Origin of the sequence: Streptosporangium sp. H16 (genome assembly GCF_051918855.1) — a bacterium.
GTDB lineage: Bacteria > Actinomycetota > Actinomycetes > Streptosporangiales > Streptosporangiaceae > Streptosporangium.
The window spans coordinates 27508-40950 of record NZ_JBPXMD010000029.1 but is presented as its reverse complement, the minus strand read 5'-3'; the positions used below and the strand labels follow the sequence as shown (position 1 = coordinate 40950).

Sequence of the window (13443 nt, the reverse complement as noted above, 5' to 3'; positions counted from 1 at the left end):
CACTCAACGAGAGATTTGGCATGTCCGTAATTCACGGCATCGCGATCGAGCGCGGAAGGGATGAGTTCGTCCCTCGGAGCGCCCGCACCCTGGGCACGCCGGGGTGGTGGCCGGGCACCATCAGGGCCCGGGCCACAGCGCGTGCGCGCGGGCTCAGGACAGGCGCAGAGCCTCGGCGGCGACGGCGTGGCGCAGGTCGCGGATGCCCGCGCGGCCGCGCAGGGGGTGGACGTTGTTGGTCAGCAGGACGACGGTGAGGGCGCGCCCGGGATCGACGACGAGCGAGGTGCCGGTGAAGCCGGAGTGCCCGTAGGCGTCGGCCAGCGGGCCGACGATCGCGGGGTCGCCGATCCGCACGCCCAGGCCGTGGCGGAAGTCCGCGCCCCGCACGCCGTGGTTGCGGGTGATCTCGGCGACCGCGCCGGGACCCAGCACCGGCGCTCCCCCGGTGCGCAGCGCCTCGGCGAAGCGTACGAGGTCGTCGGCGGTGGAGAAGATCCCGGCGTGCCCGGCGACCCCGCCCAGGCCGTGCGCGGTCTCGTCGTGGACCTCGCCGCGCACGCATCCGGGACCCGGGCGCTCGGGCTTGTGCTCGGTGGCGACGATCCGGGGCAGCAGGGACGCGGCGGGGCGGTAGCCGGTGTCGGGCAGGCCCAGCGGATCGATGACCCGGACGCGGGCGAGCTCGTCCAGGGAGGCCCCGCCGGCGATCTCCGCCACCCGGCCCGCCGTGATCAGCCCGACGTCGGAGTACAGGTAGCGCTCGCCCGCGGGACCGATCGGCGCTGTCGAGAGGATCCGCTCCATGCGCGTGGCGTGGATCTCCGGGCCGTCGCCGGGGATCTCCTCGTGGGCCCTGCGTCCCGGCGGCAGTCCCGCGGTGTGGGTGAGCAGGTGCCTCAGGGTGACCTCGGGGGCGCCGCCGTAGCGGCCGGGCAGCCAGGCCGCGACGGGCTCGTCCAGGCCGAGAAGGCCGTCCTCGGCCAGCGACAGGATGACGGCCGTGGTGAAGAGCTTGGTGATCGAGGCGAGGTCGAAGATCGAGTCACGGAGGGCGCGCGGCCGGTCCGCGGCGAGTTCCTCGGAGGCCGACGCGTAGCGCACGGCCTCCCCGGCCGCGGCGGCTGCCACCGTGACCCCGCCCACGGCGATCGCGGCCACCGCCGCCGAGCAGACGCGCGGCACCGCCGCCCCGAGGATCCCGGCGAGCCGGGCGCCTTCCGTGAAATCGGTCATCGCTCCCGCTCCATCCCCCGGTCCCGGCTCGGATTCCCGCCCCGATACCGGTTCCGCGGCCCTGATCCCGATCCCGATCCCGCTCCTGGTCTCGGCCCCGGGTTCCGCGGCCGGCGCCGGTTCCCTTCCGCGGGAGGTTCAGGCGCCCCTGGCCTGTCCCGCCGCCTCCAGCGCCGCCTCCAACTGGTCGCCGTGCCGCTCCAGCAGGATCCGGGCGCCGGCGGCGTCGAGGCCGTGCTCGATCATCAGCACCGCGACCTTCACGTGCCATCCGGCGGCCTCCAGCGCGGAGCGGGCGGCGGAGAGGGCCGTCCCGGTGATGTCGCTGACCATCCTGGCGGCCCGGTCGGCCAGCTTGGAGTTCATCGCCGACACCTCGATCATGGTGTTGCCGTAGGTACGGCCCAGCTTGACCATCGCGATCGTGGAGATCATGTTGAGGACCAGCTTCTGCGCGGTCCCCGCCTTGAGCCTGGTGGAGCCGGTCACCACCTCCGGGCCGACGATCACCTCGATGGGGTGCAGCGCGGCCGCCGACAGCGGGGTCGCGGCGTTGCACGACAGTCCCACGGTCAGGGCGCCACGGCGGTTCGCCTCGGCGAGCGCGCCGAGCACGAAGGGCGCGCGACCGCTGGCGGAGACGCCCACCACCGCGTCGAGCGCGCCCACCCCCCGTTCCCGGAGGGCCGCCGCTCCCCCGGCGTGGTCGTCCTCCGCGCCCTCGACCGAACGGGTCAGCGCGGGAGTGCCGCCCGCGATGACGCCCTGGACGAGCTCGGGATCGGTGCCGAAGGTCGGCGGGCATTCGGAGGCGTCCAGCACGGCCAGCCGGCCCGACGTCCCCGCGCCCACGTAGAACAGGCGGCCTCCGGCCTTCATCCGGGCCACGATCGCGTCCACCGCCGCCGAGATCTCCGGGATCGCCTCGGCCACCGCCGCGGGCACCGCGGTGTCCGCCGCGTTCATCAGCCGGGCCACCTGGTCGGTGGGAAGCCGGTCGATCCGGCTGTAGCGCGGATCGCTCTGCTCGGTGGACAGCGTGGACAGTGTGGCTAGTTGATCACTCATGACGTCCCATGTCGTTAGTTTTCCTGATCTCACTACCGCTGAGTAGATGATCTTCTGACAGTGAGGCCGTTACAGGCACATACCCGGTGGGAGCCCGCCCATCGGCCCGCCCCGCGGGCGGGGGCCGTCACGGCAGGCCACGGCGGTAGAGCCAGAAGACCCGCTCGGCGCGCGCGCCGACCGCCCTGGCGTAGAAGCGCAGCGGACCCACCCAGCCGATCTGGGTGCTCGACATGCCGGCGGCCCGCTGCTCGGCGAGGCAGCGGCGTACGAGCACGCGGCCTACTCCCAGGCCCCGCGCGGCCGGCGCGGTGCCCATCGGGCCGAACCAGGAGGGCCGCGAACCCCAGGCGGCGAAACCGAGGATCTCGCCCTCCCTGACGGCGTAGTGGCAGCCGGTGGCCTGCTCCGCCTCCCAGGCCCACCTGGCGTTCCACTGCTCCTCGACGAAGGCCGACACGGCGGCGCGCTCCCCGGGGGCGGCGGCGCGCACGGTGACCCCCAAGGCCGCCAGCCGCGCGAGGTCGGCCTCGACGGACAGGTCTCCGGTGAGGTCGGCGGTCATGTTCCAGGCGACCCGGTAGCGCTCGTAGCCGAGGCTCTCGGCCAGGCAGGCGGCCTCGGTGTAGCGCACGTCGATGCCGGGCCAGGCGTAGCAGGGCGGGTTGCCGGCCAGGCGGACCTCGGTCGCCCCCCGGTCGCGCAGCCAGTCCTCGGCCGCGGTTACCAGTGCCCGGCCGAGGCCCCTCCCCCGGGCCTCGGGACGCACCGCGAGCAGGTCGATGTGGCCCGCGCGCGGGTCGCGCGCCGACATGGAGGCGAACGCCACACCGTCGAGGCCGCCTGTCACCAGTGCCGTCCAGGACCGGTGCGCGGGCGGCGTGGCGAGCCTGGCGACCAGGCTCGCGGCCTCCCCCGCGTCATGGGTGAGCGCGGCCCCGGCGATTCCCGCGAGCGCCGCCGAGTCGGCGGCGACGGCCTCGCGGGTCCCGGACGCCGCGCCCGCGCTCCACGGCCCCGCCCCGGGACCGTCTCCCAGCGGGTTCACGGGTGGCCGACCGGCATGGCGACGACGTTGCGGGGAGCGGGATGGAAGCAGGCGTGCTCCTGGGGCGTGCCGCCGCCGTGGCCGAGCAGCGGATGCTCCGACTCGCATCGGCCGGTACGGAACGGGCAGCGCCGGGCGAACAGGCAGCCCGCGTCGAGACGGCTCTCGTCGAGCGCCCCGGTCGGCGTCACCGGCTCCTCACCGGGCCGCTCCAGGCCGTGCAGTACGGGGATCGCCGACAGCAGCGACTGGGTGTACGGGTGCACGGGGCCGGAGATGATCGTCTCGACGTGGCCGCGCTCGACGACCTCGCCCCGGTAGATGACGTACAGCTCGCCGTCGTCGCCGATGTAGCGCGCGGTCGCCACGTCGTGGGTGATGAACAGCACGCTCACCCCGAGGCGCTCGCGGAGGTCCTTGAGCAGGGCGAGGATGCCCAGCCGCAGCGATACGTCGATCATGGAGACGGCCTCGTCGGCGACGAGCATCTCGGGGTCGACGGTGAGGGCGCGGGCGATGACGACCCGCTGGCGCATGCCGCCGGAGAGCTGGTGGGGATAGCGCGACAGCACGTAGCCGGGGTCGAGGCCGACCAGTTCCAGCAGCTCCTGCGCGCGCTCGTCCACCCACGCCCGCGAGCGGCCGGTCTGCGCGGCCCGCAGCGACAGCGGCGCGTCCAGCGTCTGGTGCACCGTGCGGGTCGGGTTGAGCGCCGAGTACGGGTCCTGGTGGATGAGCTGGATACGGCGGAAGTAGGGCTCACGCTGCTTCGGGCGCAGTGACGACATGGGCGTGCCGTCGATGGTGATCTCTCCGGAGTCGTGTTTCTCCAGCCCGGCGATGATCCGCCCGAGCGTCGTCTTGCCGCAGCCCGACTCCCCGATGAACGACGCCGCCCCGCCCTTCGGAATGGCGAAGTCGACGCCGCGCAGCGCCTTCACCTCGCGTCCGGCGAGGAGGCTGCCCCGCTGTTTGAAGGTCTTCGTGATTCCCCGACCAGTGATCACGTTTTCTCCCTCGGTCCGTGTGTCCGGGCGACCCGTCCGGCTCCCCGCGCGACCGCGTCCCGGTCCTCGTACGCGGTCCCGTTCGCGGTCGCGGCCCCGTTCGCGCCACGCGCGGCGTTCCCGGCTCCGGCCCCGCTCCCGTTTCCGTTCGCGTTCCCGTTGCCGTTCGGGGTCCCGTTCCCCTTCCCGGTACGCGCGGCGTTCGCGTCCTCGTCCGCGTGGCGGGCGGCGACGGCGTGGCAGGCCACGATCCACTCACCGCGCGAGACGGCGGGCGGCTCCTCGGTCTCGCAGATGTCCATGCGCAGCTCGCAACGCTCCCTGAAGACGCATCCCCGCGACGGAACGGTCCCAAGCGTCGGCGGGCGGCCGGGCAGCGCCCTGGCCTCCCCGATGTCGCCGATCAGGCGCGGGATGGCCCGGATCAGGCCCTGGGTGTAGGGGTGGCGGGGGCCGCCGAGCACCTCGGTGGTCGGCCCCTGCTCCACCACGCGCCCGCCGTACATGACGGCCAGCCGGTCGGCGACCTCGGCCACCACGCCGAGGTCGTGGGTGATGACGAGCGTGGTGAGCCCGCGCTCCTCGTGGACCTCCCTGACGATCCGCAGGATCGTGGCCTGAGTGATCATGTCGAGGGCGGTCGTGGGCTCGTCCAGGATGACGAGGTGGGCGTTGAGCACCAGCGCGAGCATGATGCCGACCCGCTGGCGCATCCCGCCGGACAGCTCGTGCTGGTGGGAGTCGAGCACGCGCGCGCCGTCCATGCCCATCCTGCCGAGCAGGTCCTTCGCGTCCCTGACCAGCCCCCGCAGGTCCTGGATGTCGTGCGAGCGGCCCAGGTCGAGGAGCTGCTTGCCGACCGTCTTGAGCGGGTTGAGGGAGTTCTGGGCGGCCTGGAAGACGTACCCGATGTGCCGTCCCCGCGCCCGGCGCAGATCGTCGCCCCGCAACCCGACGACATCGCCGAGCCCGTCGATCTCCACGCTGCCCGAGCGGATCCTGCCGGGGGGCTGGACCGCGTTGAGCAGCGACAGCGCCAGGGTGGACTTGCCGGAGCCCGACTCGCCGACCACCCCGGTGATCGTCCCGGGCACCAGCTCGAGATCGATTCCCGACACCGCGGGCAGCTCCCCCGCCGAGGTCCGGTAGACGACGGACAGGCCGTTGACGCGCACTCCCGGCGGGCCGCTCCTTCCGGCCTCGCGGAGGCCCGCAGTGCCTGCTGTGCCTGCTGTGCCCGCTGTGCCTTCGGTGCTCTCGATGTCCCCGATGCCCTCCGTGCGCCTGGTGCCCCAGGCTCCCCAGGCGCGCCGGGGCCGCACGGCGGCGGACCGCCGCTCGCCCGGTGTCACGGACACCTTCTCCGAACGTGTGAACATTTGTTCAGTCCTCCCGCAGCCGGGGGTTGAAGATCTCGTCCATGGCGTCGACGACGAGGACGATGCCCAGGGTGAGCAGCAGGATCGCCAGCAGCGGCGCCAGCATGTACGGCAGCGCGGTGGTCGTCGTCAGCGCGCCGCCGCCGAACACGGCGAGGTTGAGCATGACGCCCCAGTTGTTGGCGTCGAACGGCAGGACGCCCAGGAAGAACAGGCCCACCTGTGCGTACACCGCGCCGGTCACCGCGATGAGCATGTTCATCGCGATGAAGGGGGCCATGCTGGGCAGCAGTTCCCTGCCGATGATGTGCCGGCCGGACAGGCCGAGCCCCCTGGCCGCCTCGATGAAGCCGCGCTCGCGCAGCGAGAGGGTCTGCGACCGTACGGCGCGCGCCACGCCGCCCCAGCCGAGGAGGCCGAGCACCAGGCCCATCTCGATCGCGCTGGTGAACTTCCACACGGTCGACAGGACCAGTAGCAGCGGGAGGGCGGGGATGGTCAGCTTCATGTCGGTGATCCGCATGAGCACGCTGTCCCAGCGCCCGCGCCGGAACCCCGCGAACAGCCCGACGGCGGTGCCGAGGGCGACCGTGATGACGGCGGTGACCAGGGCGGTCATCAGGACGTACCGGGAGCCGGTGACCACCAGGGCGAGCACGTCGGTGCCCTCGAAGTCGGTGCCGAAGGGGTGCGCCAGGCTCGGCGCGGCGTAGAGCGCGTTGTCGTCGCGCGGCAGCCGCGCGGGGTAGAGCAGCGGCCCGAAGATCCCCATGAACGCGAACACGCCCAGGATGGCCACGCCCACGATCCGGCTGGGCTTGCGCCGCAGGACCCGCCAGACGCCGCGCCAGAAGTTGCGCCGCTGCGCCGCGCGGGTGCCGGAGACACCCGGGACGCCCGGGTTACCGGGAGCGCCGGGAGCGCCGGGAGCGCTGCCGGTGGTGATGACCGGCGCCGTCATGCGACCACCTCCGCCACCGGTGTGACCTGCGGGCCGCCTCCTGCGGCTCCCCTGATTCGCCCGGTCATGACGCCTCCTGTCCCGAACGGACCCGTGGGTCGATAGCGGTGTAGAGCATGTCGGCCACGATGTTGGCGATGACGATCGCCACGGTGATCAGCAAAAAGGCCCCGCCCATCAGCGCGTAGTCGCGGTCGGTGATGCTGTTGAGCAGCAGCAGGCCCAGCCCCGGGTAGGTGAAGATCCGCTCGATGAAGATCGCTCCGCCGAACAGCAGGCCCAGCGAGAGCGCCAGGATGGTGAACAGCGGCAGGATGGCGTTGCGCGCCACGTAGCGGAAGATGATCCCGCGCTTCATGCCGCGCAGCTCGGCGGCGAGGATGAAGTCGTCGCCCAGCACGGTGACCACGCTCGACTTCATCGCCAGGATCCAGCCCCCGTACCCGGCCAGCGCGTAGGTCAGGACCGGCAGCGTGGCGTACTGGACCAGCGAGCCGATGTAGGCGGCGTTGAGGCCGGGTTCGAGCGTGACGTCCGCGGTGCCGCTGGAGGGGAAGATCGGCAACAGGGTCGTGAAGACCGCGCTCAGCAGCAGCGCGAGGACGTACTGCGGCAGGCCGTGCAGGAGCGAGCCGGAGACGGCCAGGATGTCCCCCAGCTTGCTCGACCGCTTGATCGCCGCGTAGACGCCCAGGATGATGCCGACCGCGAAGCTGAGCAGGGTGCCGACGAGGACCGGCAGGATCGTCCAGGTGGCCGCCGAGCCGAGCAGGGTGGTCACCTCCGCGCCGGGGACGCTCAGCGACTGGCCGAGGTCGAGGTGGAGCAGGCCCCGCATGTAGTCGAGGTACTGCTCCCACATCGTGCCCTTCGGCATGAACCCGTACAGCACCGCGACGGCCCGCTCGGCCTGGTCGGGCGACATGCCCTGCTCGACCAGCTTCTCGTAGCGGGCCCGCATGGGGTCGCCGGGGATGTTCCTGATGATCACGAAGCTGATCGTGGTGACCACCAGGACCATGGCGAGCCCGCGGGTGAGGTGGCCCGCGAGGCGGCGTGCGATGACCGTCATATCCGGCCCTTCCTCTTGACCATGCCGAGCTGGAGCCAGACCCCGGAGGTGAGGCGCAGCGCGTCGCTGTCATCGCCCGGGAATCCGGTGAACCGGGTGGTGTTGACGACCTGGGTGTTGACGTAGTCCCACAGCTGGATCACCGGGAGGTCCTGGTTGGCGGTCCTGGCGAGGGTCGAGACAATCCGCCGCTGCTCGGCCTCGGGCACGGAGTTCAGCTTCACCGCCAGCTCGCCGGGGTTGACTCTGCCCACGCCCCTGACGTCGATGAGCTCGGCGCCGCCCATCCAGTTCCCCTCCGTGCCGGGGGCGACGTGTTTGAGCCTGCCGCCGAAGAGCTGCCAGCCGTTCTGGGCCCCGTACAGGCGCTGGAAGATGTTGTACGGCGCGGGACCGAGCGCCACCAGCCAGAAGCCGAGGTCGTACTTCCCGGCCGCCATCTCCTCCAGGTAGAGCGGGTAGTCGGCGGTGGTGACGACCTGCGCGTCGATCCCGGCGTCGTTGAGCTGGCTGGTGACGGCCTTGGCGCCGGCCAGCCAGTCGGAGAAGGACGCGGGAACGTTGACGGTCATCTTCCAGGGGCTGCCGTCGGGCATCGTCCACCTGCCGTCGATCTTCCGCATGCCCGCGGCCCGCAGCTCGCTCTCGGCCCTGGCGGGGTCGTGCCGGTACGGCTCCAGGTCGGCGAGGCCGTCGCCCAGCCACGCCTTCGCGGCCTGCTGGTGCAGGCCCGAGGTGGTGACCGAGGCGGTGCCGCCCTCGGGGGAGGCGACCTTGGTGACCTGCCTGCGGTCGATCAGGTAGGCCAGCGCCCGGCGGACGTGCACGTTGTCGTAGGGCTTCCTGGACTGGTTGAACGCCAATCCCTCGCTGACGGGCGAGTATCCCCTGACGACGGCGTTGCCCGAGGTCTCGGTGATCCGCCGCATCACGCCGGCGGGGACCGCGGTGAATGGCGCGCTGTCCAGCCTGCCGGCGACCAGGTAGTTCCAGACCTGCTCGTTGCCGGTGTAGTTGAGGATGCGCACCTGGTCGGCGGCGACGTTGGCCGCGTTGTAGAAGTTCTTGTTCTTGACCAGCAGCGCCTCTCCGGGGTTGACGCGCTTCAGGACGAACGGCCCCGCGGAGACGTCCTTGGCCGGGGCGAAGGAGATGACCTTGTCCGCGAGGCTGGTGATCCCGGCCCGCGCCGCCTCGGCCCCGGGGGCGGTACTCTGCGCGAGCTTCAGCTTCTGCCAGAAGTCGGCGGGCAGCACGCCGCGCCAGACGTGCTCGGGGACGATGACGGTCTCCATGACGCTGCGGACGAAGGAGGAGCTCGGGTTTTTCGCCGCCTGGGTGATCTTGATCGTCCTGTCGTCCACGATCGTGATGTCCGAGGCCGTACCGGCCGCGGAGGGATCGAGGGCGTAGGCGGTGCCGCCCTGGGTGTATGCCAGGCCGATGGAGAACTTCACGTCCTCCGCGGTGATCGGCTCGCCGTCGGACCACTTCCCGCCCGGGCGGAGCCGCAGGGTGATCGAGGACTGGTCGGGGGCGATCCGCCAGCTCTGCGCGACCCCCGGGTAGAACTGGTTCGGGTCGGTCAGGTGGTTCTTGGTCCACCCGAGCCACTCGGCGTTGTAGCCCCGGAAGGCGTTGCCCTTGGGGTTGTACGGGTTGATCGGCGCGTTCGCGTCGATGCCCGGCTTGAGCGCGTCGATCGTGGTGAAGACGCCACCGGCGGAGCTGTCGCCGCCGCCGCCACACGCCGCGGCACCGGCGGCGAGGCAGAGGGAGACCGCTGCCGCTGCTAGTCGCTTCATGAACCGCTCCGTTGGGTGTTCTTCGAGGTCAAGGCACCAATACCGAGGCTTCGGCGTTGTCCGGACAATACGTTCGACCCACCGTTCGCGTCAATTATCTCCACTTCTGTGATACTCCCTGTAACTTTCCTTCACCGACCGGCTGCCCCGGCGGCGGTACGCGCCGGCCATCGCCGGTCGTCGCCGGCCCCGCGCGGGGCGGGCGATCCGGGCCGGACGGCGGAGTGGACGATCTCGGCCTGTCATACGGTCGCGGTAACAACGGATCGGCGGAGAGGCGACCACGGTGAACCTGGACGGCATGCTTGAGGACCTGCGAGAGCTCGTCGCGTGCGAGTCGTTCTCGGCCGACCACCGGGCGGTGACCCGCAGCGCGCGGGTGGTCGCCGACCAGGGGCACCGCCGGCTCGGCGTCAGGGCCGAGACGATCGTGATCGGCGGCGTCACCCACCTGCGGTGGACCTTCGGCACCCCCAGGGTGCTGCTGCTCGGCCACCACGACACCGTCTGGCCGATCGGCTCGCTCCTGGCCCGCCCCTGGTCGGTCGCCGACGGGATCGCCCGGGGTCCCGGGGTGTTCGACATGAAGGCCGGGCTGGTCCAGATGTTCCACGCGCTGGCCGCGCTGCCGTCGCCGGAGGGGGTGTGCGTGCTGGTCACCGGGGACGAGGAGGTCGGGTCTCCGACCTCTCGCGCGCTGGTCGAGGAGTCGGCGCGCGCCTGCGCGGCCGCGTTCGTCCTGGAGGCGAGCGCCGAGGGCGGCGCGCTCAAGATCGCACGCAAGGGCACGTCGATGTACGAGGTCGTGGTGCACGGCCGTGGCGCGCACGCGGGGCTCGACCCCGGCAGGGGCGCGAACGCCGGGGTCGAGCTGGCCCACCAGATCCTCGCCGTCACCGGCATCGCCGAGCGGGTGAACGGCGGCCGGGAGGACGGTGACCGGACGAGCGACGGCCAGGCGGGCAGCGGCCAGAGCCACGACCACCGGACCGGCGGCCGGGAGGACGGCGAGCGGGTGAACGACGGCCGGGCCGACGGCGATCGTACGGACGGCGGCCACACCGGCAGCGGCCGGGCCCCCGGGCACCGGACGGGCGGCGGCCGGGTGACGCGGGGGTCCCTCGGACCGGCCACCGTCACGCCCACCGTGCTGTCGGCCGGGACCACGGCCAACACCGTGCCCGCGCTGGCCCGCCTGGCGGTGGACGCCCGCGTGCCCACCCTCGCCGCGCAGAGGCGGGTGGACGAGCTGATGCGGGCGCTCTCCCCCCGGATCGCCGAGACCCGGCTGGAGATCACCGGCGGCCCGAACCGTCCTCCCCTGGAGCACGCCTCGTCGGCCGGGCTGTTCGCCCTCGCCCAGGAGGTCGCCGCCGATCTGGGGCTCGCCCCCCTCACCGGTGCCGGCGTGGGCGGGGCCTCCGACGGCAACTTCACCGCCGGGGCGGGCTGCCCCACCCTCGACGGGCTCGGCGCGGTGGGCGGCGGCGCCCACGCCGACGACGAGCACGTCGTCGTGGCCGAGATGCCCGGCCGCGCGGCGCTGCTGGCGGGCCTGATCAGGGCGGTGCTCGCGTGAGCGGCGCGGTGTCACCGGCGAACCGGGGGAACGCCCGGGTGAACGACCCGGTGTTGCGCGAGCTGCGCTCCATCGAGGAGTTCGAGGACGTCTTCCGCCTGTTCGACGGCATCTGGCACCCCACCCCCGGCGGCGCGCCCGTCACGGTGGAGCTGATGCGGGCGCTGTCGCACGCGGGCAACTACGTGGCCGGAGCGTACGAGGGCGGCAGGCTGGTGGGCGCGTCGGTCGGCTTCCTGGGCGCTCCGGCAGGGCAGGTGCTGCACTCGCACGTCACCGGCACCCTGGCCGGGCGCGGGATCGGGTTCGCGCTGAAGCTGCACCAGCGGGCGTGGGCGCTGGAGCGCGGCCTGGAGCGGATCACCTGGACCTACGATCCGCTGGTGCGGCGCAACGCGCATTTCAACCTGGCCAAGCTGGGGGCCCGCCCGGAGGAGTACCTGCCGTCCTTCTACGGCGCGATGGGCGACGCGATCAACGCCGGGGACGCCTCGGACCGGGTGCTGGCCGTCTGGCGGCTGACCGAGCCGCACGTCCTGGCCGCCGTCCGGGGGGAGCCGCACCACCCGGTGATCCCGCCGGACGCGGTGAGCGCGCTGATCGAAGGAGACGACGGCAGCCCGGTGCGGGAACCGTCCGAGGCGGCCGGGGCGGGAACGGTGCTGGTCGCCGTACCCCGGGACGTCGAGGCGCTGCGCCGCGCCGATCCGCGGGCCGCCGGGGCGTGGCGGCTGGCCGTGCGCGAGGTGCTGGGCGGCCTGCTGGAGGGCGGCGCCCGCGTGACCGGCTTCCACGACAGGTCCTGCTACGTCGTGGAACGGCCTCCGTGACGTGCCCTCGGAACCGGGCCGCGAACGCGGGACCACCGTGCGCGCACGCCCGGCCCGCGAGAGCGCGCGGCCCGAACCGCGATCGCCCGTACGGCGACGACATCAAGATCACCTCGCAGCCCGCAGCTCGAAGAGAGACGCGGCACGGGCCGCGGACCATCATGAAGATCACCGGTATCGGGTCGCGGCCGGTGGCTCTTTCCCCGCCGAGGGTGGCCGGGGCCCCGGACCCGCCGGCCCTGCGGTGCGGAACGGGTCGCCGGCCGGCAGCCACGCCCCCTCGTCGTCCAGACCGAGGCCGCCGACGTCGCGGGTCAGCGTTTCGACGGTGGCCAGCACGGCCTTGCGGGTCTCGTCGCGCCGGGAGACGAGGGCCCATGTCCAGTACGGTGCCGGGTCGACCACCGTGCGCCGGTGGAGGTCCGGCGGCACCGGCGCGCTCCGGCCCTTCACCGAGTTGACGACGGGGCGGCGAAGCCGGCGTACGTGGTCGAAGAAGGCCCGGCCGGTGATGCCGCCGCCGTCGATGCGCACGAGGCGGGCGCCGGTGTCGCGGGCGAACGCCTCGGCGTAGCGGTTCCACGAGTTCCAGGTGGCGGTGTCGGCATCCACCAGCACCGCGGTGTCCCTGGCCTGGACGGCGGACGTCTCGGTGCCGGCGGAGACCGCGAAGAGCCGGTCCGCGCCGATCAGCCGGGCCTCGAGGCCGTGACCGGCCAGGTCGTCGGCCTGCACGCCGCAGATGGCCAGGTCGATGCTGCCGTCGGCGACCCGGCCGGCCTGGACGTGCGACGGCATGACCCACGCGTCGACGTGCAGTTGCGCGACGCCGGACGCGCGGGCGGCCAGGTCGGGCGGCATCCAGCCGACGTGGCCGAGCTGGACCGGCTCGGTGGCGGACAGGCCGGTCGCGGAACGGCGCAGCTCGTCGGCCTGTTCGAGCACCGTCCGAGCCTGGGCGAGCAGGGCCCGCCCTGAGGGGGTCATCGCGACCGAGCGGCGGTCCCGGTCGAACAGGCGCACGCCCAGATCCCGTTCCAGCCCCTTGATCTGCTGGGAGAGCGACGGGCCGGCGATGCGCAATCTGGCCGCGGCGCGGCCGAAGTGCAGCTCCTCGGCCACCGCGACGAAGTAGCGCAGCTGGCGCAGCTCCATCCACGCATCATAACCCTGTAGGAGGTTTTACCTAACAGCAGAGAGCGAACCGGTCGTGGCGAGATGGCGCCGGGTGGACCCACGATGGGTGCACGAAAAACGGGGAAGGTCGCGATGCCGGCACGTCTGACCGGCGTACTGGCCGCGCTGCCGGAGGCCGGTACGCCGCTGCCGCCGGCCGAGCCGACGCTCGACGCGCCGGGGCTCGGCGTACGGCGATCCGGCTTCCGCGAACCCCCTGAGGTGTCCGGATCCCGCCCTGTTCGAACGAGCCGGTGATGCCGGCGGCCGAAACCTTCCGAA

At 72.8% G+C, this 13443-nt stretch carries 12 protein-coding genes; 3 read left to right on the top strand and 9 right to left on the bottom strand.

What is annotated here, in order from left to right; all coding sequences use genetic code 11:
* Nucleotides 1–153: 153 nt before the first annotated feature.
* From ACTOQ2_RS34200 to ACTOQ2_RS34165, 8 genes are all read right to left on the bottom strand, one after another.
* Nucleotides 154–1236 carry a serine hydrolase domain-containing protein gene (locus ACTOQ2_RS34200; RefSeq protein WP_440104955.1) on the bottom strand — a complete coding sequence of 361 codons (1083 nt, stop codon included), beginning with the start codon at nucleotides 1234–1236 and terminating at the stop codon, nucleotides 154–156.
* A 138-nt stretch (nucleotides 1237–1374) separates the two neighbouring features.
* Entirely contained in the window at nucleotides 1375–2304 is a 930-nt protein-coding gene (murQ, locus tag ACTOQ2_RS34195; RefSeq protein WP_440104953.1) for an N-acetylmuramic acid 6-phosphate etherase, read from the bottom strand.
* 127 nt (nucleotides 2305–2431) lie between these two features.
* Complete coding sequence (locus ACTOQ2_RS34190) at nucleotides 2432–3352, bottom strand: GNAT family N-acetyltransferase (RefSeq protein WP_440104952.1); 921 nt, start codon at nucleotides 3350–3352, stop codon at nucleotides 2432–2434.
* On the bottom strand, nucleotides 3349–4359 hold the full coding sequence (locus ACTOQ2_RS34185; RefSeq protein WP_440104951.1) for an ABC transporter ATP-binding protein: 1011 nt from the start codon (nucleotides 4357–4359) through the stop codon (nucleotides 3349–3351). The genes ACTOQ2_RS34190 and ACTOQ2_RS34185 overlap by 4 nt, the downstream gene beginning before the upstream one ends.
* Complete coding sequence (locus tag ACTOQ2_RS34180; protein ID WP_440104950.1) at nucleotides 4356–5738, bottom strand: ABC transporter ATP-binding protein; 1383 nt, start codon at nucleotides 5736–5738, stop codon at nucleotides 4356–4358. The genes ACTOQ2_RS34185 and ACTOQ2_RS34180 overlap by 4 nt, the downstream gene beginning before the upstream one ends.
* Nucleotides 5739–5742: 4 nt before the next feature.
* Complete coding sequence (locus ACTOQ2_RS34175; protein WP_440104949.1) at nucleotides 5743–6699, bottom strand: ABC transporter permease; 957 nt, start codon at nucleotides 6697–6699, stop codon at nucleotides 5743–5745.
* A gap of 64 nt (nucleotides 6700–6763) precedes the next feature.
* Nucleotides 6764–7771 (bottom strand): ABC transporter permease, encoded by a 1008-nt coding sequence (locus tag ACTOQ2_RS34170; protein WP_440104948.1) that lies wholly within the window; start codon nucleotides 7769–7771, stop codon nucleotides 6764–6766.
* Complete coding sequence (locus ACTOQ2_RS34165) at nucleotides 7768–9576, bottom strand: ABC transporter substrate-binding protein (protein ID WP_440104947.1); 1809 nt, start codon at nucleotides 9574–9576, stop codon at nucleotides 7768–7770. The genes ACTOQ2_RS34170 and ACTOQ2_RS34165 overlap by 4 nt, the downstream gene beginning before the upstream one ends.
* A gap of 301 nt (nucleotides 9577–9877) precedes the next feature.
* Here ACTOQ2_RS34165 and ACTOQ2_RS34160 point away from each other — a divergent pair, with 301 nt between their 5' ends.
* Both ACTOQ2_RS34160 and ACTOQ2_RS34155 read left to right on the top strand, forming a co-directional pair.
* On the top strand, nucleotides 9878–11155 hold the full coding sequence (locus tag ACTOQ2_RS34160) for a M20/M25/M40 family metallo-hydrolase (protein WP_440104946.1): 1278 nt from the start codon (nucleotides 9878–9880) through the stop codon (nucleotides 11153–11155).
* Complete coding sequence (locus tag ACTOQ2_RS34155; RefSeq protein WP_440104944.1) at nucleotides 11152–11985, top strand: GNAT family N-acetyltransferase; 834 nt, start codon at nucleotides 11152–11154, stop codon at nucleotides 11983–11985. Before ACTOQ2_RS34160 ends, ACTOQ2_RS34155 begins: the two co-directional genes overlap by 4 nt.
* Before the next feature lie 168 nt (nucleotides 11986–12153).
* Here ACTOQ2_RS34155 and ACTOQ2_RS34150 read toward each other — a convergent pair whose 3' ends face one another.
* Nucleotides 12154–13140 (bottom strand): LysR family transcriptional regulator, encoded by a 987-nt coding sequence (locus ACTOQ2_RS34150; protein WP_440104943.1) that lies wholly within the window; start codon nucleotides 13138–13140, stop codon nucleotides 12154–12156.
* A gap of 114 nt (nucleotides 13141–13254) precedes the next feature.
* On the opposite strand from ACTOQ2_RS34150, the gene ACTOQ2_RS34145 reads away from it, so the two are divergent.
* Nucleotides 13255–13419 (top strand): hypothetical protein, encoded by a 165-nt coding sequence (locus ACTOQ2_RS34145; RefSeq protein WP_440104942.1) that lies wholly within the window; start codon nucleotides 13255–13257, stop codon nucleotides 13417–13419.
* The last annotated feature ends 24 nt before the right edge of the window (nucleotides 13420–13443 follow it).